The organism is Spirochaetota bacterium (genome assembly GCA_034190085.1).
Classification (GTDB): domain Bacteria; phylum Spirochaetota; class UBA4802; order UBA4802; family JAFGDQ01; genus JAXHTS01.
The window spans coordinates 1-25,059 of the sequence record JAXHTS010000052.1; the positions used below are offsets into that span (position 1 = coordinate 1).

Annotated in this window: 25 protein-coding genes and 2 pseudogenes; 26 read left to right on the forward strand and 1 reads right to left on the reverse strand. The window is 28.3% G+C overall.

Translation table 11 applies throughout. The annotated features are described in order from the left end of the window. Positions 1–56: 56 nt before the first annotated feature. Positions 57–266: pseudogene (locus tag SVZ03_09790) on the reverse strand (transposase). A gap of 322 nt (positions 267–588) precedes the next feature. On the opposite strand from SVZ03_09790, the gene SVZ03_09795 reads away from it, so the two are divergent. The 26 genes and pseudogenes from SVZ03_09795 (at position 589) to SVZ03_09920 (ending at position 25,047) form a co-directional block, all read left to right on the forward strand. Then, positions 589–900 carry a MarR family EPS-associated transcriptional regulator gene (locus SVZ03_09795; GenBank protein ID MDY6934498.1) on the forward strand — a complete coding sequence of 104 codons (312 nt, stop codon included), beginning with the start codon at positions 589–591 and terminating at the stop codon, positions 898–900. A 208-nt stretch (positions 901–1,108) separates the two neighbouring features. Continuing rightward, a complete protein-coding gene (locus tag SVZ03_09800) occupies positions 1,109–2,587 on the forward strand; it encodes a lipopolysaccharide biosynthesis protein (protein MDY6934499.1) in 1,479 nt (492 codons plus the stop codon). A 170-nt stretch (positions 2,588–2,757) separates the two neighbouring features. Further along, entirely contained in the window at positions 2,758–3,654 is an 897-nt protein-coding gene (locus SVZ03_09805) for a glycosyltransferase (protein ID MDY6934500.1), read from the forward strand. A gap of 41 nt (positions 3,655–3,695) precedes the next feature. Next, positions 3,696–4,382: a class I SAM-dependent methyltransferase gene (locus SVZ03_09810; protein ID MDY6934501.1), complete on the forward strand. Its 687-nt coding sequence runs from the start codon at positions 3,696–3,698 to the stop codon at positions 4,380–4,382. 33 nt (positions 4,383–4,415) lie between these two features. Beyond that, the gene (locus SVZ03_09815; protein ID MDY6934502.1) at positions 4,416–5,039 is read left to right on the forward strand and encodes a hypothetical protein; all 624 of its coding nucleotides are present in this window, start codon (positions 4,416–4,418) and stop codon (positions 5,037–5,039) included. Next, entirely contained in the window at positions 5,039–6,034 is a 996-nt protein-coding gene (locus SVZ03_09820) for a glycosyltransferase (protein MDY6934503.1), read from the forward strand. Before SVZ03_09815 ends, SVZ03_09820 begins: the two co-directional genes overlap by 1 nt. Continuing rightward, positions 6,031–7,143 carry a DegT/DnrJ/EryC1/StrS family aminotransferase gene (locus SVZ03_09825; GenBank protein ID MDY6934504.1) on the forward strand — a complete coding sequence of 371 codons (1,113 nt, stop codon included), beginning with the start codon at positions 6,031–6,033 and terminating at the stop codon, positions 7,141–7,143. The genes SVZ03_09820 and SVZ03_09825 overlap by 4 nt, the downstream gene beginning before the upstream one ends. Before the next feature lie 2 nt (positions 7,144–7,145). Further along, complete coding sequence (locus SVZ03_09830; protein MDY6934505.1) at positions 7,146–7,808, forward strand: GNAT family N-acetyltransferase; 663 nt, start codon at positions 7,146–7,148, stop codon at positions 7,806–7,808. Positions 7,809–7,819: 11 nt separating this feature from the next. Further along, positions 7,820–8,986, forward strand: coding sequence for a hypothetical protein (locus tag SVZ03_09835; GenBank protein MDY6934506.1), 1,167 nt, complete (start codon positions 7,820–7,822; stop codon positions 8,984–8,986). Positions 8,987–9,099: 113 nt separating this feature from the next. Next, positions 9,100–9,753: a polysaccharide deacetylase family protein gene (locus SVZ03_09840; protein MDY6934507.1), complete on the forward strand. Its 654-nt coding sequence runs from the start codon at positions 9,100–9,102 to the stop codon at positions 9,751–9,753. A gap of 46 nt (positions 9,754–9,799) precedes the next feature. After that, positions 9,800–10,240: a MaoC/PaaZ C-terminal domain-containing protein gene (locus SVZ03_09845; GenBank protein MDY6934508.1), complete on the forward strand. Its 441-nt coding sequence runs from the start codon at positions 9,800–9,802 to the stop codon at positions 10,238–10,240. Next, complete coding sequence (locus SVZ03_09850; protein ID MDY6934509.1) at positions 10,233–12,173, forward strand: HAD-IIIC family phosphatase; 1,941 nt, start codon at positions 10,233–10,235, stop codon at positions 12,171–12,173. The genes SVZ03_09845 and SVZ03_09850 overlap by 8 nt, the downstream gene beginning before the upstream one ends. Further along, entirely contained in the window at positions 12,166–12,414 is a 249-nt protein-coding gene (locus tag SVZ03_09855; GenBank protein ID MDY6934510.1) for an acyl carrier protein, read from the forward strand. Before SVZ03_09850 ends, SVZ03_09855 begins: the two co-directional genes overlap by 8 nt. A 17-nt stretch (positions 12,415–12,431) precedes the next feature. Then, on the forward strand, positions 12,432–13,664 hold the full coding sequence (locus tag SVZ03_09860) for an MBOAT family O-acyltransferase (GenBank protein MDY6934511.1): 1,233 nt from the start codon (positions 12,432–12,434) through the stop codon (positions 13,662–13,664). Between the two features lie 172 nt (positions 13,665–13,836). After that, the gene (locus tag SVZ03_09865; GenBank protein MDY6934512.1) at positions 13,837–14,859 is read left to right on the forward strand and encodes a hypothetical protein; all 1,023 of its coding nucleotides are present in this window, start codon (positions 13,837–13,839) and stop codon (positions 14,857–14,859) included. Then, a complete protein-coding gene (locus SVZ03_09870; protein MDY6934513.1) occupies positions 14,856–15,608 on the forward strand; it encodes an SDR family oxidoreductase in 753 nt (250 codons plus the stop codon). Before SVZ03_09865 ends, SVZ03_09870 begins: the two co-directional genes overlap by 4 nt. A gap of 51 nt (positions 15,609–15,659) precedes the next feature. Further along, positions 15,660–16,121, forward strand: a complete 462-nt coding sequence (locus SVZ03_09875; protein ID MDY6934514.1) for an acyltransferase — start codon at positions 15,660–15,662, stop codon at positions 16,119–16,121. Between the two features lie 131 nt (positions 16,122–16,252). After that, positions 16,253–17,149 (forward strand): glycosyltransferase family A protein, encoded by an 897-nt coding sequence (locus SVZ03_09880; GenBank protein ID MDY6934515.1) that lies wholly within the window; start codon positions 16,253–16,255, stop codon positions 17,147–17,149. Between the two features lie 917 nt (positions 17,150–18,066). After that, on the forward strand, positions 18,067–18,264 hold the full coding sequence (locus tag SVZ03_09885; protein ID MDY6934516.1) for a hypothetical protein: 198 nt from the start codon (positions 18,067–18,069) through the stop codon (positions 18,262–18,264). 35 nt (positions 18,265–18,299) lie between these two features. Then, complete coding sequence (locus SVZ03_09890; protein MDY6934517.1) at positions 18,300–18,578, forward strand: hypothetical protein; 279 nt, start codon at positions 18,300–18,302, stop codon at positions 18,576–18,578. A gap of 494 nt (positions 18,579–19,072) precedes the next feature. Beyond that, entirely contained in the window at positions 19,073–19,993 is a 921-nt protein-coding gene (locus SVZ03_09895) for a glycosyltransferase family A protein (protein MDY6934518.1), read from the forward strand. Next, entirely contained in the window at positions 19,990–21,216 is a 1,227-nt protein-coding gene (locus SVZ03_09900; GenBank protein ID MDY6934519.1) for a hypothetical protein, read from the forward strand. Before SVZ03_09895 ends, SVZ03_09900 begins: the two co-directional genes overlap by 4 nt. Positions 21,217–21,321: 105 nt before the next feature. Further along, positions 21,322–22,143 carry a glycosyltransferase family 2 protein gene (locus tag SVZ03_09905; protein ID MDY6934520.1) on the forward strand — a complete coding sequence of 274 codons (822 nt, stop codon included), beginning with the start codon at positions 21,322–21,324 and terminating at the stop codon, positions 22,141–22,143. 18 nt (positions 22,144–22,161) lie between these two features. After that, a complete protein-coding gene (locus SVZ03_09910; GenBank protein ID MDY6934521.1) occupies positions 22,162–23,304 on the forward strand; it encodes a glycosyltransferase in 1,143 nt (380 codons plus the stop codon). A 134-nt stretch (positions 23,305–23,438) separates the two neighbouring features. Then, a pseudogene (locus SVZ03_09915) lies at positions 23,439–24,128 on the forward strand (transposase). Between the two features lie 103 nt (positions 24,129–24,231). Beyond that, positions 24,232–25,047 carry a class I SAM-dependent methyltransferase gene (locus tag SVZ03_09920; protein MDY6934522.1) on the forward strand — a complete coding sequence of 272 codons (816 nt, stop codon included), beginning with the start codon at positions 24,232–24,234 and terminating at the stop codon, positions 25,045–25,047. The last annotated feature ends 12 nt before the right edge of the window (positions 25,048–25,059 follow it).

Genomic DNA, 25,059 nt, shown 5'->3' on the forward strand with positions numbered 1-25,059 from the left:
CTGGTGATGAATCTTGAAAGGAAGCTAAGGCTTCTTTTTGCCCAAATTTTACTGCGTCACATGAGACGATGTGAATGTGGAGTGTTCCCTGTATAGTCTAAATATCTACTTTTCCAGGAAGCCTTATTTAGAAAATGTAAGCATGCTTTTTTTAACTCAAGAAATGTTTCGTAATATTTGTTATAATGGATAATCTTATGAAGAAATTTCCATAATCGTTCTATAAGATTTAGATTTGGCGAATATGGCGGTAAAAAAAAGTGTAGAAAACTGGATATTTAATTCTATGATTACTTGTTGGAAAGATTATCTGGTTTCGATATAATACCTCAATTGTCAGAAATTATCCGTGAACAAATTCTTGGTAGTACATAATATCTATGCTTATAGTAGCACCATGAAGGGCAAAAAGAGGAACGGTAATTAATTTTATTTTGCCTACTACTTCTTGATAAGTTACAAAATATTATGATGTTTTAATTAAAAAATATTGACAATTTACTAAAATTAAAATAGTGTGTTCAATGATTGAACGTTTCCATGAAAATTATCAATTCATATTCATAATTAATGAAAAATCATGAAAATATAGAGGACATCTATAAGATAATAAAAGAGATTGAGAGTGATGACTTTACTACGCAGCGCTCTATTGCAGATAATCTTGGGTATAGTCTTGGCAAGGTGAATTATCTAATAAAATCTCTTGTAGACAAGGGTGTTATTAAGCTTGAGAATTTTAAAAATAGCAATAATAAATTAGCTTACAGATATATATTAACACCTGTCGGCATTAAAGAAAAGATGAAGATTACTCGTGAATATTTGCGCAGAAAGGAAGAGGAGTATGAGGTGATGAGAAGTGAGATTGAGGAACTGAGGAGAGAAGTGGAGATTTGATATTATATATTAGTATTTATAAAAGTGATAGCAAAAGTAATGTATAATCATTCATAAACTATAATTATCTTGTCTCATATCAATAAATATAGTCTAGGGAATGGTATTATAGTATAAAATTTATATGATAAAAATAAAATCAAAATAAAGTATCTGTCTTTAATAAATAAATACAAAACATCTTAACTAATGATTTAAAGTTTCAAAATTGGAGAAAATAATAAAATCATTCATAAATACGAAACTAAATATATCAATTCAGAAGTTCATAGGAGATGGAAATACTCTTAAAGTAAAAGTAACAAAAGGATTTTATTGGTTATTTCTACTGCAACTTTTAAACAAAGGTCTTGGATTTATTAAGACGATTATTTTAGCTCGACTTCTTGCTCCAGAACACTTTGGTTTAATTGGAATAGCGTCAATAGTTATAAGCTTTCTTGAGTTGTTCTCCGAGACGGGCTTTAGAAGTGCTTTGATTCAGAATCAATCAATTGATGAGAATTATTTAAATACTGGTTGGACAGTATCAATTATCAGGGGTTTAATTTTATTTCTCATTTTATTTTTATCTGCCCCACTAGTTAGTGATTTTTTTGAAGTCGCTGAATCTAAGCTTATAATACAAGCAATGTCCTTTAATTTTATTATTAAAAGTTTTAGGAATATAGGAATAATATTATTTTCAAAAAACTTAAATTTCAAAAAGAGTTTTATTTTTGAAATTATCAGCATTATACCGAATATCGGAATTACAATTTTATTAGCATTTATACTAAGAAATGAATGGGCTATTGTCTGGGGAACACTTATAACAACTATGATAACAACAACAGCATCTTTTATGATACATCCATACAAGCCAAAATTTAGGCTTGACCTTGAGAAAGCTAAACAATTATTTCGCTATGGTAAGTGGATTTTATTAACTGGTATAGTAATATTTCTATCGAAAGAGGGTGATAAAATTGTAATAACTAAAATATTAGGAGTAACAAGCTTAGGAATATATATAATGGCTAACCGAATTGCTGAATATATTGCAACATTTAATAAAATTATTCAAAAGGTCATGTTCCCTGCCTATTCAACAATTCAGATGGATGTATTACGACTAAAAAAAATATATTTACAAATTTTATCAATTATAGCTTTAATATGCATTCCCTTTGTTGGTGGGCTTATCATATTAGCTCCTTCGTTTGTAGAACTATTGTTGGGGAAAAAATGGATATTAGCTGTAACCCCAATACAGATTATCTCAATAGCAATTTTAATAAAAATCTTTACTGATTCCAGTGCTTCATTATTTAACGCATTTGGTAAACCAAAAATAACTTTTTTAATGGTAACATCGAGGGTAATTATATTATTTTTGGTAATAGTTCCACTTACAAATCAATATAATATAACTGGTACAGCTATTGGACTTCTGATATCTACAGCAAGTACAACTATAATCTGGTTTATTTATTTATATAAGATATTTACAGTCAAGATTAATGAACTAAAATTTATTATATATCCATTATTCAATACATTGATTATGGTATTAGGAATATATTATTTAACATCGATTATCGCAATATCAAACTTATTTATATTTTTCATATCTGTCTTAATCGGAGGATTCATATATGTGTTACTATCAATAATAATGTATAAATTACAGATTATAAAAATATAGTAAAGCATTATAAAAGCAGTAACAAATTTGATGAATAAATAATATGAAATTGATGTATTGAGAATAAACAGTAACATACAATAAATAAAATTTTATACACAGAATTATTGAGTGCTGGCAATTTTAATTAAAATAGTTTTCAATAGTGAAATTGTAAAAAGTATAAAAATATGAATCCTAAAAAAGTAAGCAAACTATTCGATAATAAACCTTCACGAATATCAATTTTATCTCCATCTGATACAGATTCAAATCTATACCGACAAATGCAATGGGGTGACTACTGGGTAAAATATGAGCTTACTAAAGCTTTGGGGCAATTAGGATATCTTGTAACAAACGATAAACCAAATATTATTATTCATTTATTCGGATCTCATATGAAATTGCCCAAAAATGCGTTTAAAATTATCTGGATATATAGTCATCCTGAAAAAGTTGATGATAACCTATTAAAAAGATATGATAAAATATTTTGTTTATCTTCCTCATTTAACAAAAAAATTGAAGAAATGGGATTTGAATCCAACATTTTATTTGGAGCTACTGCTAAAAAATGTTTTCATACTCCTGATAATAGTTTTGATTACGATATCTTTTTTGTAGGAAATAATAGAATTGATGGGATAAGGCAAATTGTGCAGGATATAGGAAAGACTAAATATAACTTTAAAGTATGGGGAACAAGATGGGAAAATAGAATTAATAGTCAATATATTGGTGGACAATATATTGACTATACAAATCTTAATGAGTATTATGCAAAGTCAAAAGTCAGCTTAAACGATCACAGCGATGAAATGAGAAAAGAGGGTTTTGTTGCTGTACGTATCTTTGATATTTTAGCTAGTGGAGGATTTTGTATTTCTGATCTTAATCATGGTATTGATGAATTATTTAGAGGAACAGTTCCGCAATATGAATCTCCTACTCATTTGAAAAATTTGATCAATTTCTATATTGAAAATGACAAGGAACGCCAAGAACTTATGCTCCAAGGAAGGGAAATAGCTTCCAATTACACATGGGATAAAGTTGCAAAATCTCTTATCTCTTCGTTTTTATAAATTTTTAAATTAATAGAATCATTAGTATAGGGAGTGAATAAATGAATATAGTATCATTAATTAATCGCATTATAGAAAAAAATAAGAATGGATCGGCTTGGGAGTTATGGCAAAATAAATGGGATGATAATAAAGTCGATAGAATTTGGGGTGAAAAATTAAGAAATGAAGATTGGGAAAAAGATCCAACCTATAAGCTAATAGCAGAGAAGTGTGTAAAAAACGGAACAAATATTCTTGATATCGGATCAGGGGGAGGAGTGCAATATAGAGCAATAAAAGAATATGCTGATAGGATATCTTATACTGGTTTAGATATAACTCCAAGGCATATTGAATTTTCACGAAAAATGTTCCCAGAAGCAAGGTTTGAATTAGGAGATGCTGCAAATTTACCTTTTAATGATAAAGAATTCGATGTATCTATTATTAGACATGTCATTGAACATCATCCAAAAGATAAAGCAGAAAAGATTCTTGCCGAATCTTTAAGAGTCAGTAAAAATTGTGTGTTGATTCTATTTTTTATTCCCCCTATTGAAATGCAAGAGGATATAATTATAAAGAGAAAAAAATCTGGTTTTTTTCTCAATACTTACAACAGAGATTTTATTATTAACACAATAAAAATGAACGTAAAGAACCCAAAAATCAACCAAGAAATGATTTTTAAAACTGAATCATCACCTGCTCTTTCAGATCAAGAATTATATATTATTAAATTATGAATATGTTAATTTTATTTCATGATAAAATATTTAATGAAATTAATTAAAAAGGCTGCGAAAAGGTTATATCAAGTTCCAATTATTAAACATATTTATATAGCTCTCTTTAACGCTTTTTCAATAAAAAAAATAAAAAAAATCAATACTTTAAAGTTACACCTTGGTTGTGGATCAGTTAAATTAGATGGATTTATTAATATTGATATTGAAAATTGGGCTGGAAAATGTGATCTCATTATGGACTGTGTTAAATTAAAAAAGATTAAATCAAAATCTGTCGATTATATCTTTACTCATGCCTTATTGGAACATATACCACCATACAAAACTTCTGATACGCTTATAGCATGGAATAGAGTGTTAAAAATAGGTGGAATAATTCTAATAGAAGTACCTGATCTTGAAAGAATATTTGAAGATTGGTTAGTTAAAGGGATACTTTCTGAAAAAGAAGCAATAAATAATATTTTTGGAGGAAATAAAAAAGAAAAAGACAAATATTCAGCTCAAGATCATTTGACTGGATTTACATATACTCGACTGTGCAATTTCTTAAAGGAATGCGGTTTTAACAATTTCAAAAGGATTGAACATGATATATATCACCATATTTTGTGTATCCAAGCAATGAAAGTAAAAGATGTAGGCAAGAATTGATGAATTTTAAAGTGTTGTACGTTGATACGATTTCAGAACCACAAGCGCAAATAAATGTTGAAGGTATTTCTTCAGCTTATAATAAAATAGTAAAGTTAATAAAATTCGATTATCGTAAGATAGCAAAGTATTTTGGAAAGCAGATAATGAATACATCCCTTTATATAGTTGCAAAAATAACAAGACCGAATTTAATACATATTGGGAAAGGTGAAACAATACAAGGGGATACTATAAAAATAATAAAAAAAAATTCTAAATGCAAAGTAATACATTTTTATGGCGATTTCCGAAATACTCCTCAACCTTACGTTATTGATATTGGCAAATACGCTGATATAACATTATTGTATCATAAAGATCAAAGAATAATTAAGCAGCACCACGATTTGGGAGTAAAAAATATCGGTTTCTGGTGGGTTGGATCAGATCCAGATATTTATAGACCGATTCAATTAGAAAAAAAATACGATGTTGTTTTTTTTGGAAACAATGCCGACTTTTTACCAGGACATGAAGAAAGAAGAAATTTAATTAAGGCAATTGCTGAAAGTGGAATTACAATACATATTTTTGGAAACAACTGGGATTTATTTACAGATCACCAAAACATTGTATTGCATAATTTTGTTGTAAGTAAAGAATTTGTCGATACATGTTCAAAGGCAAAGATTACTTTAGGGTATAATGCAGTAAATGATGTTTATTATTATGCCTCTTGGCGCAGACCTTTTAACTGTATGGCATGTGGTGCGTTTCATCTTACAAAATATTTCCCAGGTATAGAAGAGGTCTTTGAAACAAAAAAACATCTTGTTTGGTTTGATACAATCAATGAAGCTGTAGAGTTAATTCATTTTTATCTTAATAATTCTGAAGAGAGAGAAAATATTGCACAAAATGGAAGAGAAGAAATAATCAACAATCATACTTGGGATAAACGGATTGAAGAAATGATTAATATATATAAATCAATAGGTGGCGAAATAAAATGATACAAGTATTTAAACCATATTATAATGAAGAAGAGATAAATGCTGTGAGTGAAGTAATACGATCAGGATGGGTCGGTCTTGGTCCGAAAACAGCAGAATTTGAAAGAGAATTTGCAAAATACTGTAATGTTAAATATTGTATAGGTCTAAATTCATGCACAGCGGCTCTTGATATGGCAATGAAGCTTCTTGGTGTTAATCATGGAGATGAAGTTATTGTACCAACAATGACTTTTGTTTCTTCAGCTCATTGTGTTGTTTATAATCTTGCAACACCTATTTTTGTAGATATTGATGAAGATACATTAAATATCGATATAGAGGATGTTGCTCGTAAAATTTCACCAAGAACTAAAGCAATTATTCCTGTACATTATAGTGGTAGACCTGTTGATATTGATAAATTAAAGGAAATAGCAGGTAATATCCCCATAGTTGAGGATTGTGCGCATGCTTCTGGAGCAAAATATAAAGGTAAACCAGTTGGAGGATTAGGTGACATCGGATGTTTTAGTTTTCATGCAGTTAAAAATCTGGCAATGGGAGAAGGTGGCGCAATTACCTTAAATGATGAAAATTTGGCTAATAGAGCCAAGAGAAATAGATGGTTAGGAATCGACAAAGGTACGTGGGATAGGACAAAATTAGATAGAAGTTATTGGTGGGAATATAGTGTAGATGAGATTGGTCTTAAATCCCATCTCAATGATATTTCTGCAGCAATTGGGTTAGTCCAATTAAAAAAATTAGAAAAAGGGAATAAAAGAAGAAAAGAAATTATTGATATGTATAGGGAAGGATTGAGGGATTTAGAAGAGATAAAGATGCCCCCAGAAGATAATGAAGTTTTTAATTCATCATGGCATCTATGTGAAATTAAAGCTCAAAACCGTAATGAATTAAGTGTTTTCCTTCAAGAAAAAAAGATAAATACAGGTGTGCATTACAAGCCAATTCATTTGTATCGTTGTTATGGGAATCGAACAAGCTTGCCGAAAGCAGAAAAAATTTTTCAAATGATTATCACCCTACCTTTATATCCTGATTTAACAAATAATGAAGTACAATACATTATTGATACAATTAAAAAATTTTATAACAATAAGTAAGTATGAATTCTTTAGAAATAATAAGTAATCTAAAAAATGGTAAGATATTAAATAATAATTTTCTAAGAGCATACGACAATGAGAATAATCTTTATTATTTACGTCCTGTCAAGATTGGAATTGATGATGCGAGGAACATGTCGAGATGGCGAAGAGATTTTTCTAAATCATTTTTATCATGGATAGAGCCTGACGAAAACGAGGTATTGAATTGGCTTCAATCTTATAAAGATAAGAATAATGATATAATTTTCATTATTGAATCTGAACATAATATATCAATAGGACAAATATCAATTTACAATTTAAATCCACTTACAAAACAAGCAGAATTTGGGAGAATTATCCATGATAAAAATTGCAAATCAAAAGGTATTATGACATCCGCTTCAAAAACTTTAATAAAATGGGCTTTTGAAAATTTATCCCTAGAAAAGCTATCGTTAGAAGTATTTGTAGATAATAAATCTGCAATATTGCTCTATAAAAGATTAGGATTTATTATTGATAGCATATCAGTTTATTATAAAACTATCACAATTGATGATGTAGTTACATGGAGAAGATTTGATGAAATTACTAAATATCCAAAAAATTCCCAACAAGGTGAATTTCGAGAAGTATATGAGATGAGTATTAATAAACAAATATTTAAACAGAATTAAATTTATCTTTTATGGGTAGTAAGGCAATTGTACGAATAGCAAGAATCAAAGACAAAGAAGAAATATTTAATTTTATATCAAAAAACTGGAAGGAACGATCTCCATATCAGATACCTGAGAGATGGGAATGGTTATTTATAAAAAATCCTTTCATAATAAAGAACTATATTAAATTACCTCTTCCAATTTGGATTGCAAAAAAGAATAATCAAATTGTTGGGCATACTGCTGCAATGATAGTTCCTTTGAAATTAGGGAAAAAAATTTACACAGCGTCATGGTCTATTAATACGCTTGTTTTATCTGAATTTAGAGGTGAATCAATTGGATACAATTTGCAGAAAGCGAATCAGGAATCAGCGCAAATTTTTATGAGCCTTGGAATGAGTAAGGCAAATCGAAGCATTAAACATAAGCTTGGCGGAATTGATGGTCCACCAGTGTTTAATTATTTCTTGAGACAAAGATGGACAATTGAAAAAATATCTAATGCTTTATTAAAACGACTTAATATGTTTAACAAATTTGGGGATTTAATTTTTATATACATAAAAAAATTTAAGATTATAATATTATTACATTATATATTGAATCTTCCTTTAAAAATTAGGTTGTTATATTATAAAATAAAAAATTATACAGTTTTGAATAAATCTGGAATAAGTATTAGTGAAATTGAGCGTTTTGCCGATTTATTAGATAAAGATTTAATAGGATTAATGAAACCATACAAATTTGCTGTTAATAGAACAAGTGAATACTTAAACTGGAAATTCGTTGATCAACCTCATCTAGAATATCGTATTTTTTTAGCAACAAAAGGTGAAAATGTTTTAGGTTATACAATAATTAGAGTTGGACAAAAACCTCATGAAAATAATAACGGGATAATACTTGAACTAATGGCAGACCTAAAAGATAATAAGACAATGTATTATCTACTCAATCATGTATTGTCAATTTTTACAGATGCAAAAACAGAATCCTCAATCATTTCAACCTCTATAAGTGAAATAGAGAAAGTGATTAAACGATTTGGGTATAAAAAAAGAAGTGAGACAATCCCTGTAATATATATATCAGACGATATTGAAGAAAAAAAATTATTCCAAGATAAAACATCTTGGCTTTTCAGCTATGGAGATCATGATCTAGACCAGTTCCCAAATATAATATAAAAAAAATTTCAATAATGACTTACCGATCAATTAAAAAAAAAATATTATATCTATGTACAATAATCGGCTTACCAAAACTTTTTTATATATTTCATCCAAGAGATGTTATACTTATGTATCATTCTATAGAAAAAGAAAAATCCAATTATGAATATGCCATATCAGAACAAAAATTAATTAATCAAATTAAAATAATAAAAAAATTTTTTATTATTGTACCTTTGCATGAGTTAATAAATAAGCAATCAATTAATTTCCCTCGAATAGCACTAACTTTTGATGATGCTTTTGATGATTTTTTCTATAATGCTTTTCCAATTCTTAAAAAAAATAATATTCCTGCTACAGTATTCGTTCCTACAGCATTTATTGAAACAGACAAATCAATGATAGAAGGTAAAAAACATTGTTCTTGGCAACAAATGAAAGAAATGATGGAAACTGGTCTTATAGATTTTCAATCACACGGGCATTGTCACAAACATTTTAAAAATATGGATATTATAACTTTGAAAAATGACATTATGCTATCAAAGAAAATCATTGAAGAAAATTTATCGAATAAAGTTGATATGTTTGCCTATCCTGGTGGTAAATTTCATGACTGGCAGAACGATGTTATACTTAAAATGGGGTATAAAGCAGTCTTTACTTCAATATCAAAAACAATTCATAGAGAAAGAAAAGTGTTACCCAGACTTACAATAACTGATAAATGTGATAGTATTAATTTTAAGATGTTAATTAGTGGTATTAATGAGATTTAAATTATTATACTCAAATTAAACATTTATGCTAACAGATAGATTTGATATGTCATCAGATAAGTTGATATGGTATTCAATTGATGAATTATATGGAAAATCGATTGAACGAGAATTCATAATAACTGAAGAATTGATTGATCACTTTGCTCATATTTCTGGTGATTTTAGTAGTATACATATTTCAAATAAAGCAGCTAAAGCTAAAGGTTTTAAAGGACGAGTTGCGCATGGAATCTTATTAACGAGTTTTGTTTCAGCAATAATTGGGATGGACTTGCCTGGTGAAAAAAGTATTTTACAAAGTATTGAAATGAAATATCTCTATCCATGTTATCACAATGACAAGATTACAATCAAGTTGGAAATAACCGAAATATTCAAATCTGTCAAAACTGTAATTGCAAAAGTAAACATCTTCAACCAAGAAGGAACTAAAGTTTCGAAGGCTAAAATTCAAATTGGATTAAAAGAAGATTATAATGGATGAAAAAATAACTAACGAATTGAAAGAATTTATTACATCTGAAGGGCAAAAAAGATTACTCCTTTTCCCAAAATTTAAAAAATCATTATCGAAAATGATTTCTTCAAATCAATCAGATGTTGCATTCAACGTTTTGAAATCAGCTTTATCTATAGATTATGACTACTCTACTTTTAAATCCTATTATAATTTAGTAAATAAAGTACGAACATATAATCTGAATAAAAATATAAATAAGACAAAAATAGCAATATTAGGTAGTTATACGACCAATCAGTTAACATGGTTTATTGATCTATTTTTATTCTGTTCAGACATTGATGTAGAAATTTATGAGTCAGAATATAGCGTAATAAATCAGGAAATTTATTCAAAAGATTCGAATTTATATCGCTTTAAACCTCAAATTGTCATTCTAATATGTGGACACAAGGATATCAAATTATTTCCAAAATTTGGACTAAGCGAAAATGATGTAAAAGAAATTGTTGATCAGGAAATCAATCGTTGGATGAATTTATGGAATACATTACACACGAATATTAACTGTCAAATAATACAAAATAATTTTGATATTCCTCCATGGAATGTTATGGGCAACATTGAACACAGAGTTCCATATTCACAAGGAATGTATTTTACATATTTGAATCAATCTTTATCTAAAAAAGCTCCAGCTTATGTCAATATTCATGATATTGACATGCTCTCTTCAATGCATGGGAAATTAGAATGGTGTGATCAAAGATTTTATTACGATTCTAAACTCCCTTGCACACCAGAATTACTTCCATCATATGCCAACAGTATCGCATCGATAATAGTTGCATTACTTGGCAAAAGTAAAAAATGTTTGGTTTTAGATTTAGACAATACTATATGGGGAGGTGTTATTGGTGACGATGGATTAGGTGGTATTTCTCTTGGTCAAGGAAATCCAACAGGTGAAGCATTTCTAAATTTTCAGCAATATATAAAAAATCTAAAGGATCGAGGTATTATTCTAGCAGTTTGTTCTAAGAATGATGAAAAAAATGCTAAAGAACCATTTTTAAGACATCCTGATATGATTTTAAAATTAGACGACATCACTTGTTTTTTAGCAAACTGGAATAATAAAGTAGCAAATATACAGAAAATAGCACAAGAGATTAATATTGGCACTGACTCAATAGTATTTGTTGATGATAATCCACACGAGAGAGGAATTGTACGATATTATCTCCCTGAAGTTGCTGTGCCTGAAATGCCAGAGGACCCAGCATTTTACATACAGAAAATTGACAGCTATCGTTATTTTGAGACAACTTCCTTCACTAATGAAGATCTAATACGAGCAGAGTTATACTCGTCAGATATTAAAAGAAAGAAATTGCAAAATAAGATAGTAAATATTGATGATTATCTTCAGTCACTGAATATGAAAGCAATAGTAGAACCAATTAATCCAGAAAACATCAACAGGTCTGTTCAACTAATTAATAAGACAAATCAATTCAACCTCACAACAAAACGTTATACAAAAATTAATATTGAAGAAATAATAAATAATTCTTCCTGGAAAACCTTTACAGTACGACTTATTGACAATTTCGGTGATAATGGCTTAATTTCAATTATACTATCTGAAATTAAAAATGAAACTTTGATAATTGATACTTGGCTTATGAGTTGTCGGGTTTTAAACCGTGGAGTTGAACAATTTCTTATGAATTATATCTGTAATTTATCACGAAATAATAATATTTCGATTATTGAAGGTAAGTATATACCGACTGCAAAGAATAAAATGGTTGAAAAATTATACTTCCATTTAGGATTTGAACAAATAAATGATTTAAATGACGGTACTACATACTGGTCATTAAAAACAAATTCAATTAATATTAATAATTTAAAATATTTCATTATGGAGGGAAAAAAGAGAGATGTCTGATGTTAAAAATCAATTACAACAAATATTCCGTGATATTTTTGAAGATGATAGTATAATAATTTTTGATGAGATGACAGGTGATGATATTGAAGAATGGGATTCCCTTGAACATATTAATCTTATTATTGCTGTTGAGAAAAACTTTAATATTCAATTTGCCACATCTGAAATTTCCAGATTAAAAGATGCAGACCAAAATGTTGGAAAATTTATTAAACTTATTGAACAAAAAATTTGTTAATGGTTTAACTAAATCAAATGAATATTGCTTCCATTCCCTTTCTGATTTTCATAAGTTTATCAGTTATCCTGTTTTTATTAGGAAACAATCTTGTATATCGTCAATTACTTTTAAGTTTTATTAATTTAATTTTTCTTATTACTTATATACAAAATATTAATACTTGTATTGTTTTTTTTGTTTTTATTTTATCAAGTTATTTAATCTTAAAACTTATTAAAAAATACTCATTACAAAATTATATATTCATTTTTGTATCCATTATCGTTGTATTTTTCCTCTTTATAAAAAAATATGATTTTCTAAAACTGATCATCCCTACAAACTTACTAGATCATAAAATTGAGTTGATTGGCATATCCTATATGATGTTTAAATTAATACATATGATTATTGACTTATATCAAAATCAATTATCCAATATCAAATTACTTTACTATGCAAACTACCAGTTAGGTTTTTTTTCTTTGTTAGCAGGACCAATTCAACGTTATAATGATTTTTATAATTATTTTAATGAAATTGATAAAACCTCATTCACTAAAAATGAAATCTTATCTTCATGGAATAGGGTACTTACTGGAATGTTTAAAATGGGATTATTATCAATTTTAGCACTCAAACTTTATCAAAGGGAAGCTATTGGAGTAATAAGTAATGTTTCAAGTATCAAAGTAATTGTACACTTTATGATATATTTTTATAGTTATCCAATTTATGTTTATTTAAACTTTTCAGGTTATTGTGATATCGTTATTGGTTGCGCTCAACTTATTGGTCTTAAATTACCAGAAAATTTTAATAGTCCTTTTATAGCTCGCAATATGGTTGAATTTTGGAACAGATGGCATATTACTCTTTCAATCTGGATTAGGGACTATATCTTTATGAATTCTTACAAATGGATCGCTCAAAAATGGAATAGACATGCGAAGAATGCTGGATATATACTTATATTTATAACATTTTTTATTGCTGGTGTTTGGCATGGTTCAACCTGGAATTTTATTATTTTTGGATTAATTCATGGTTTTGGTGTTGCAGTAACACGTATTTATGGGGATATTTTAAAATCATTGCTTGGTCGTTCAGGATTGAAGAATTACTATAAGAATTCTGCAATTAGGTTGATTGCTATATTTATCACTTTTAATTATGTTTGTTTTAGTTTTATTTTTTTTCATGTTGATTTAAATCGAACTTTAAAAATTGTTAATACTTTTTTTATATCCATAATTTCATTTATATAATCAATTAATAATAAATGATGAAACAATTTATAAAATTTAACAACAGAATAAAACCAAATGATACATATTTTATGGTTTATATCATTTTTAAAGCTATCATTATTTTAATTATTCTTTCTGTATTGTGGGCATTGGAAAATAAAGATTCTGTTGTTCTATATATGGATTTCTAATGAAGTCAAGTAATCAGAATAATGATAATAATGATAATAATAAATGGATAATAATATCTCCATCAATGTATATTTTAATTATTTCATTGTTTATAATGATATTACTTTACTCAATATCAATATTTTTTTCAAAAGATATGAACCAATTTCTTAAGTTATACCGAGTTCCTACATTTGAGGAGTCACTAATCTATTATCAAATGAGTTATGTTCACAACTCAAATGAGTATAATGATGTGATTTTTCTAGGAGAAAGTGCATGTCTTTCTGGAATAATAACAAGACAATTTGAAAAAAAAACAAACTTAAAAGCCTACAACTTAGGTACATTAGGATGGCTCGGTCCTGATGGATATATTGATATACTGAAATCTTACATTGAAAATCATCATGAACCAAAAATTATTGTATTTGCAGTTTTCCCACCTTTATTGGCAGATGAAAAGTCAAAAAATCCTGAAATAAAAAAAAGATTTATAAGATCGTTTGGTGGTGATATTAAAACAAGTATGCTTAATTCTTCTATACCTCCTCAGTATTTGGTTCGCGAGGGTATAAGAACTATTTTTGGTAAAATTCAAGGGGGAGCTGATTATTATTTCAATGTAAATCGATATCATAGACCTAGTCATTTTGATATGTCGAGATCTATTTTAGAGCAAAGGGGTTTTCAGGAAGATATTCGTCGAAAAACAATCAAACCAATTGAAAAAAAAGCATTTATAGTCTCAAAAAAATACAAAAAAAACATATTCGATATGGCTCTTTTAGCAAGAAAAAAAAATGTTATTCTAATGATTCGTCTAATGCCAATTCCCTTTCAGGAAAATTATATCGATGCAACGCCTTTAATTCAATACTTGAAAGTTATTGAAAAAGAATTTTCGAATGTTATTATTGATAAACCAATAATACTTCATTATAATACAAAACTCTACGCTAAAATCACACACCTCAATATATATGGTGCTAGAAAATTTACAAATTATTTATCAAAAAGGATATCAAAAATAATAAAATGACAAAATCATACAATTTTGATACTTGTTTAATCACTGGAGGTTCACGAGGAATTGGTGCTGCAATAGCCTTAAAGTTATATAGTAAAGTTAAAACTATATATTTAAATTATCATAAAAACCGAAATCAAGCGAATCTAATCTGCAATCTTATTCATGAATCAGGGGGAAGAGCAATCCCCATCAAAGCAGATGTGTCAGATATTCTTGCTGTGAACAAAATAATAGAAAAAATACAAATAGAAAATAGTAAACTTGATATTTTGATTCATAATGCTTCACTTCCAATTATTCCACAAAAAACTTTGAAATTAGATTGGGAAGAAGACATTTTACCTCAAATAGAAGTTGCATGTTTAGGTTTTCTTAATTGTATAAAATCAGCAAATCATTTGTTTGTCGAAGGTAGTAAAATAATTGTTATTTTAACAGATGCTTTATTTCATACACCACCTGTGCAAATGGGTGCATATTTAACAGCAAAAGGCGCATTATGGGGATTAGTCAGATCCGTTGCAAAAGAATTTCAAAGCAAAAAAATTTCAGTTAATGTAGTTTCACCAGGTATGACAAAAACTGAATTACTAACTAATTATAATGAGAGGTCATTGGAAATTATTGCTAATGATTTACCTTTAGGTAGACTTGCAAAACCTGAAGAAATTGCATCTGCAATAGAAATAATAATTGGACAATCAGGAGATTATATGCATGGAGCTAATATTGTGTTAAATGGTGGTGTGTATTTTTAGAGTCAACAATAATACATTAGTTATTATTAATTTTGTAGTACAGTTTAAAATATGATTCTTTGTATTAAACAAATATTTTATCTTATCCAATATTATTGGAGAGAGTTCAAACAAAAATGTATAAAACAATTATATTTTAATCAAATTGAAAAACGTGATGGATGCACCATTAGTTCTCTAGCCAATTTTACTGGGCCTATTGAAAACATTTCTATTGGGAAAGGTTCACGCATTAATGGATATGCAAATTTACGATTCAAGAAAGGACGAATTACAATTGGTAGCAATGTGCTTTTTGGCCAGTTCGTTACAATAATTGCACATTCTTATAATTACGAAAACAAAAATCAACTCATTAAAGATCAAGGTATGTATACGAAGGATGTAGTAATTGGCAATGATGTTTGGATTGGAGCCTATACACTCATTATGCCTGGTGTTAAGATTGGAGATGGTGCCGTTATTGGAGCATCTTCAGTTGTTACAAAAAATGTTCCTGAATATGAAGTTTAGGCTGGGATCCCTGCTAAAAAGATAAAAGAACGGATATAGATAAGTTTATTATTTTTATAAATTGTTCTTTCGCAAAAAAAATAATAATAAGTATAATTCTTTAAAAACAAATTATTTTTTCAAAATAAAATATGAATCCTATAGTATCAATCATTATACCTACTTATAATAGAGCAGAAATGTTGAAAAGAGCAATTGATAGTGTTCTATTACAAACATTTCAAGATTTTGAATTAATTGTCATTTCTGATGGTTCCACCGACAATACAGACAAGATAATATTACATTATAATGATGACCCTCGTATTGTTTATATTAAACGAGATATTTCAGGTGGTGCTTCAGCTGCTCGAAATGAAGGATTAAAAATTGCAAAAGGAAAATATATTGCTTTTTTAGATGATGATGATGAATGGGTTCCTGATAAACTTGAATTGCAATTACCTTTAATTGAGAATTCATCAAAAAAAGTTGGATTAGTATATGCATGGATGGAATATTTTGAAGACAAAAAACCTGTAGCTATAAATGCACCCCAATTAAAAGGTAATGTCTTCCCAGAAATGCTGGATAAACAAGCTATTGGTGGTTGTCCAACAATAATTATAAAAAAAGAAGTCGTTGATAAAGTAGGCTATTTTGATGAAGAATTACCACGAGGAAATGATGGTGATTACTGGCGAAGAATTACAAAACATTATCTGGTAGACTTTACACCAAAAGTTCTCGCAAAAGTATATATTGGACATGATAGGATAAGTGTGAATAATAAGAAAGGCTTAAAAAATCATATTAAATCAGCAGAAACAAGATTAGAAAAGTTTAGTGAAGATTTTAATAAGTTTCCAGAAGCAAAAGCAAAGCTATTGTTTGAAATAATGAAAGCAAATTTTAAATTGAAACAATTTAAACATTTTTTCTATAGTCTATTTCGGATTTTACGTGTTTTGAATATAAATCCTATAAGATGGTTAAACTTCTTATCAAAATTTTTAAAGGTAAATAGGGATGGTAAAATTTTTTGGTAATCCTGCTGTGTCACCATGGTTGTATTAAATCAGGAGTTGGTGATTTTATTTTTAACGGGGAAACAAAGTATAGTGCTTTTATTAAAAAATGTTAAATTAATAATTTAAAATATTTAGAAATTAAAAACTAACAAATGTAAAATTAAAAATTATTAATTCAAGAAATACTCCAACAATCTCAAAAAGATATTGTTGCGCGCAAACTAATTTTTCGGGTATAAAGTCATAAAAATGCTATTAATTATTTAACATTATATTATAATCTCCCTTAAATATTTTAAGGGAGATAGGGAAATATATCGAACAAAAAAATTAAAAATGGTTACCAGAAGCAATTAAGAATGAACTATTAGATTTAATGGAAAAATAAATTGAGTCAATCACAATAACAAATAATGTTAAGACATGCACATTGCATCATGTGTTTGAAGTTAAAGTACTCGATATCGGGAAACGATATAAACAAAAAATGTTAGAGAAGATTGCTGCACATGAAGCAGAAGAATATGGGAAAATACATATCCCCATTGTCATGGAAGACTAAAAAATAAAGGTAAAATCAAGTGGATAATTTCAACTACAACTGGAGAAGTAACTATTTATCGTCAGCATTATGTATGCGTTAAATGTATGAAACATGTTTATCCTGTGAATAGAGTTCTTGAGATATCCAGAAGTCTGCCAAGCAAACACTGTGCAAGCGATAAGTCTTGTAGCTTCATTTATACCATTTGAGCATACAAGATTCTTTATCACAATTACTTATCTTAGATGTTAGTGAAACATGTATTGAATGAGTAACTCATCGAATAGGAACAAAACTATATCATGATTCATGGATAAAAGGTCGATATCCTTATATTTTGTGTATAGAAGCAGTATCTCCAACACATATATATATCCAGATGGATGGTGGCATGGTGCCAATATGTGGTAATAAGAAAGTAGTTTATAAGGAAAACAAACAGGGGATTGTGTATATGGATTCTGATATTGTGTATAAAAAGAGTAAAAATGGTAAAGAAAGGATAGAAATACATAATAAGCGCTTTGTAAGTAGTCTTGGAGAAGGAGTTGATACATTTAAAAAAGATGCTTTATGCATAAATCTGTGAGCAAGGCGTAAGAAAAGGCTAAGGTAGTAATAATTTTGGAATATGGCGCAATATGGACGAATAAATTCAAAGAGGATTATTTCCCCGATGCAGATCAAATATTAGATTGGTACCATGCAGTGGAACATTTATGGGATACTGCGCGTGTTTTCTTTGGAGAAAATGATATGAAACGATGTGAAGAATGGGAAAGTCTATTAAAAGCATTCTTATGGGAAGGAAAGGTCGATGTTGCAATTGCTAGGATATACCAGGAAGCAATGTTACTAAAGAGTAAACGAACAACGTTTTTAAATTACGAAGTTATTTTGTAAGTAATAAGGATTATATGAAATATGATGTATACCGAGTAAAAGGATACAATATTAGAAGTGGTGCAATAGAGTGCTAACAAGTATATAGTCGGTCAACGTTTAGTTATCTGGTATGCAGTGGACGATCTCACACGCTAATGCATAGATATGCATATTCGTTGCAAATACTTATGAAGGCTGCTGGGAGGAATTCTGGGATGATTTGAATTTAAAGGAATACCTTGACCATGGGCTTACCAAAAAGCATAAAGCTGCATGAACTGCCCTAACCCTAATAATTAAAGTGCGCACGATATCAGTATCGTTTTGGAGTAATTGAACCAGTAAACAATTTTTTTATTAAGGGTAAAATGTGGGCATGATAATTGATTAATAAATTTACATTATCCCATTTTCATTGATGCGATACATAATTGGTTGTAAATTATTTATAATATTTTTCCTTAATCAACGATTTTGCATTTTAAACAAATCTATTTCTATTCAATAATACAATGATAAATATCTCTGTAATAATTCCAGTATACAATAGAACAAAAGAATTATTAAGAGCATTGGACTCAGTCTATAATCAAACATCAATCCCTGAAGAAGTCATAATTGTAGATGATTGTTCTGATTATGATTTGAGTTCCGATATAGATTTGAGTTTCTATACCGGTTTGAATTCTAATTTAATATTCATTAGAAATAAAAAAAGGCTAGGAGCTGCGGAGTCTAGAAATATTGGGGCAAGAATTGCTAAAGGTAAATATCTGGCCTTTTTAGACTCAGATGATTATTGGGACTCTCATAAACTCGAATTGCAATTAAAATTAGCATTATTTAATGAAAATATAGGATTAATTTACTGCGATCAGTGGGTTATTGATAGTAATGGTTTAAATAGACCATCTGGGAAACAAATGATCAATGATAATATCCTTGATCATTTGTTAAAGGGTTGGACAGCTCCTAATACATCAACATTGTTAATAAAAAAAAATATTTTTCAAGAAATTGGTGGTTTTGATAACACTTTAGCAAGCTGTCAAGACCATGATCTTTGGATGAAAATAGCAATAACAAATGTTATTGTCCAATATATCCCAGATAGATTATCATATTTTTCAACCAATTCAACTAATAGAATTTCATTAAATTATGAAAACAGATTATCTGGTGCAAAATACTTTTTAGATAAGTGGGGAAATCTAATAACAGAATTGAAAGGAACAACTTACTACAAAAAATTCAGGAAAAAATATATCAATATCGTTCTACTTCCAATTATTCTGGACTTATTTATTAAAGAAAAAAGAATATTAAAATCAATAAATATATTTATAAAAAATTTGTTATTTATCAATGCAAATTTTTACATTTCACTATTTAATTCCATTATAAGTAAATGGACCTACAATAATAAAAAATGATTTTAAAAAATACTCTATCATTATTATCTATATTTATAATGTACACTTCTATGCCATATATTACTCATGCTTTATTCCCCGGATATCATTTTGTCGTATCAGGCGGTCTCACTGTAGCCCTTTTTATAATGCTTATACCATATTTTAATTTAGATAATAGAGATCTTACATGGATAATGTTATGGGTAATATATGTTATAGCCCTCTTTATATTAGCATTTATTCAAAGCCCTGTTGAGCTTGAAGAATTAAGAAGGCCATTTGGTGTCGTTTTTAAGTTCATATTTTTAATAAGCACATGTATAATATTAAAAAATGGTTACAATTTTTACATAAAGAGTATATATTTTATCAACTATATAATCATTGGTTTATCAGTAATTTTATTCACTATATTAGCAATTGGTGTAGATATTGAACCTATTCCTTTTATGGTGCGTACTCGCCCCTATCTTTTTTATTATATCGGATTGATATGTAAAAATGTACATTTCAGAATAGGAGACATTTCAGTAATTAGAATATGCGGTCTTGCAAATGAACCTGGGGCGCTTGCTTTAATTATCACTTGGCTTTTAGTTTTAAATGAATTTACGTTTAAATCTACAATTACCAGAGTTTTCCTGGTTATATCAGGATTTTTGACACTTTCAATGGCTTTTATAATATCTTTATTTTTTATGGTAATTTATTGGTTTGTTATAAGTAAAAACAAAGTTAAACAAATCTGTATTTTAGTTTTGACTTTTTTAATAGTTATTATTGCTTTTCAAAATTTTTCAAGCCCAGCTATTAAAAGTGTAATTAATGATAGACTGCTTGCGCGCTTTCAATATAATCCAACAGCCAATTCTTTTAGCGGTGATAATAGAAATATGCTTCAAGATTTTAAAACAGATATAGTGAATGAAAATGCATTATTTGGTTTATCAAAAAAAAAATTTGCAAATGATAACACTATTGTGAAGACCAGCGGAGTGGGCTTTTTATTAAGAAATGGTATATTCGGATATGTCTTTTTTTATCTGCCTTTCCTTTTTCTTTGTTATAAAAATATTGGAAGTAAAAAAATTATTTTATTGTTCATGTTAGGTTTAAATTTTCTTCAACGCCCACAAATTGAAAATATGAGCCCAATGGTTTTTTTGTCTCTTTTGTACTATTCACAGTACTATTTTATACAAATAACAAATAAACATAAATCTCTTGAAAATAAAATTTAAAAAAATATTTTCAATATTCAAATTTATACAACAAAATTATAATGTATTTATTGACTATATTGCCTTTAATTGACGAATAGTGAATTTTTATACAAAGAGTAAAAAATGCAGGGTGGATTAAAAGTTAAAAATTTAAAAAAATATAGAGATCAAAATAAACGACTCATTAGTATCATTACTGTTGTTTTAAATAGTGAACAATTTATAGAAGGTACAATTAGAAGTGTTTTAGATCAGTCGTATGATAATATTGAATTTATAATAATTGATGGCAACTCTACAGATAATACTCAAAATATAATAAAAAAATACGAGAATCAAATTGATTACTGGATTAGCGAGCCTGACAATGGTATTTATGATGCTATGAATAAAGGACTTGAATTAGCTACAGGAGATTATGTAAATTTTTTAAATGCAGGAGATAGATTTTATAACAATGATACATTGGCAATTCTTTTTCATGATGTAAATTCTGTTGATATTGATTTGGTATATGGTGATACTATTGTACAAACTGAAAAAGGAAACAAATTGGGATATTTAAAAGCTTTTGATTATAATAAAAAAAATTTGATTCGAATGGGAACAAGGACTGTTAGTCATCAGTCTTTGTTTATTAAAAAGAATAAAACCCCATTTTATGATTCAAAATATCAGCTTAAAGGTGAACTGGACTGGTATTTTGAAATATTAGAATCAAATAAGGATTTAAAAATTTTCTATAAAAACATTCCAGTTGTATATTATTCATTAGGAGGTTTTGGGTATAATAATTTCTATAAGAATCTCTATGAAAGGATAGTATTGATCTATAACAGATTCGGTTTGATAAGAAGTATTTATAACATCCCTATTTATTTTATATCAATCATTTTTCATTATGTGACAATTCTTAAAGAAAGATTAAGAGACAAAAAAAATTAACATCATCTATGGATTTTAATGAAGAAAAAAAAAGTAATACTACTAACAAATATAATAGCACCATACAGAGTTCCATTATACAATGTGATTAGCCAAGATAAAAATATTGATTTTCTTGTATATTTCTTTGCTGAAAGAGAGAAATTCAGATCTTGGGAAATTGATGATAAGGAGATTAAATTCAATTATGAAATACTAAAAGGATATCAATTATCGTTCTTTGGTAGTGATTTGTTTACCTATCATTTTAATCCTTCAATTATATACAAATTAATAAAACAGAAACCTGATATAATAATTGGTATGTATAGTTCATTTGCCGATCATATGGGATGGTTATATTCAAAATTTAGAAGAAAAACAAAAAATATTATCTGGTTGTCAAACACTGTGTTTGAAAGATCCTTAAAAAGAAAAATTTTCACATTTGTTAAAAAAATTATAATTAAAACTAGTGATGCTTTTATTGCATATGGCACAAAAGCTAAAGAGTATGGAATAGAACTTGGAGCTCATGAGGAGAGTATCTTCTATGCTTTTAACAGTATTGATAATGATAAATATTTTAAAATTAAACAAAATCTGAATAAAGAGGATATCAGAAAGAAGTATAAACTTACTAATAATATAATTATCTGTTTTTGCGGAAGATTAGTGCCACTTAAAGGAGTTGATTACCTAATAGAAGCTTATCAAATATTGCAAGAAAAGCATAGGGATATCAGTTTGGCTATTATTGGAGATGGTCCATTATTAAACGAGCTAAAATCCAAATGTATTAATGAAAAAATTGAGGGTGTATTATTTTTTGGAAACAGGTCAACAGAAGAGATATGTGAAATATTATATGCTTCAAGTATTTTTGTTTTGCCGTCATGGAGGGAGGTTTGGGGACTTGTGTTAAACGAAGCAATGATATTTGAATTGCCTATTATATCTACAGACAAAGTCGGTGGATCATATGACCTGATTAAAAATGGTTTAAATGGATTTATTGTTGAAAGCAAGTCGAGCGTTGCTATTGCAGAAAAAATTAACATAATTATTTCCAATAAAGGATTAATCACAAAGATGGGTAAAGAGTCACTAAAATTGATAAAACATATTAATATCGAGAATGAAGCTATGGGAATTATTAATTCAATAAACTACATCAAATGAACATGTCCCATAATTAAGGCTTCCTGAAAAAGTCAAAAGTACTGAATATTTGAGAGTTTTCGTGGCATAATGCTTGCTTAATATGCAAGGAAAATGTAAGAATAAGCGTATAATCCTTGCACATGGAGTAAAAGTTGTACCGAAAGAAATCATTGGAACAACTCGAATTCGAAGACTTTTATCTTCCCTTTGGAGGTAAGCTCAGAAGTGACAAAAGGTGGGTAATGCTTACAAAGCTGATTCCATGAGAAGAGATAGAAAAGTTATATTCAGATAGATTTTCAAAACAGATGGGAGCGCCAGCCAAACCATTAAGGATGGCACTCGGATCATTGATAATAAAAGAGCGTTGTGGATTTACAGATGAGGAGATAGTAAATCAGATACAAGAGAATCCATATTTACAATATTTCATTGATATAGATCATATTGAACAATACAAAGAACGTTACGGTTGTTATCCTGAAGCAATACAGGTAGATAATATATATCGGACGAGGCATAACATAGCATTTTGCAAAGAACATGGAATACGGATTTCAGGACCAACTCTTGGTCGTTCCCCCAAAACAGTTAAGCCGACTGAAGGTCTAAAAGAGGAAAAACAAGATTTAAGAGAACGAATAGCTATTGAAGGCAAAATTGAAGAAGGCAAGAGACATTATGGATTGTCCAGAAAAATGGCAAAGATTCCTAAAACAAATGAAGCAGTTATAGGAATTATCATCCTGATGATGAATCTTGAAAGGAAGCTAAGGCTTCTTTTTACTCAAATTCTATTGAGACAATTTAAACTTTATAAATGGTTAAGGTTAGCCGTATAAGTCAATTTTCGACTTTTCCAGGAAACCTTATTTATCATTTAGATTAGATTATAAAAGAAATTAATTCAACATAAATGTTGAATGTTTCATTAAGTGAGGTAAAATGATGATTTATGATAATAATTATCATAAATATTTAGATGGCAAAAAATTATATGGAGATGACTTTGATCTTGTAGATATTGAGAACTGGTTTAAAGATGAAGAGAAAGGTTATTTCAAACTAGTTTCAAAAGACGAAAAAAAATATCAATATTGTTATCATGCTTTAAACTACAGAAAGGGATATCGATTTTTACCTAGAAGACATTTTTCTCATGTACTTGGAATTGGAAGTGCATATGGTGATGAATTTATTCAAATTTCTAAATTTGTTGATCAATTCACAATATTAGAACCATCCCAAGGATTTGTTACCAAAGATATTAATGATGTTAAGGTAGATTATGTTAAGCCAAGGATTGACGGTAAATTCCCATTTCCTAATAATTCGTTTGATTTAATAACATGTTTTGGAACTTTACATCATATTCCTAATGTTAGTAAAATTGTTAATGAGATTCATAGATGCCTAAAGAAAGATGGTTATGCTCTTATCAGGGAACCAATTGTTTCAATGGGTGATTGGAACAAGCCTAGAAAAGGATTAACAAAGAGGGAAAGAGGTATACCTCTTTCCCTCTTTAGAAATATGATTATTTCAGTAGGTTTTGAAATTATTAAAGAGCAGATGTGTATGTTTTCACTTACTAATCGCTTAACATATATTACAAAAAGGCCTGTATATAACTCAACATTTGTAATTCTACTTGATAATGTGTTATGTTGGCTATTTACTTGGAATTATATCTATCATGCAAATAATAGTCTAAAAAAAATCAGACCAACTTCCGTATTTTATATATTACACAAAAAATAATAATCAATAACT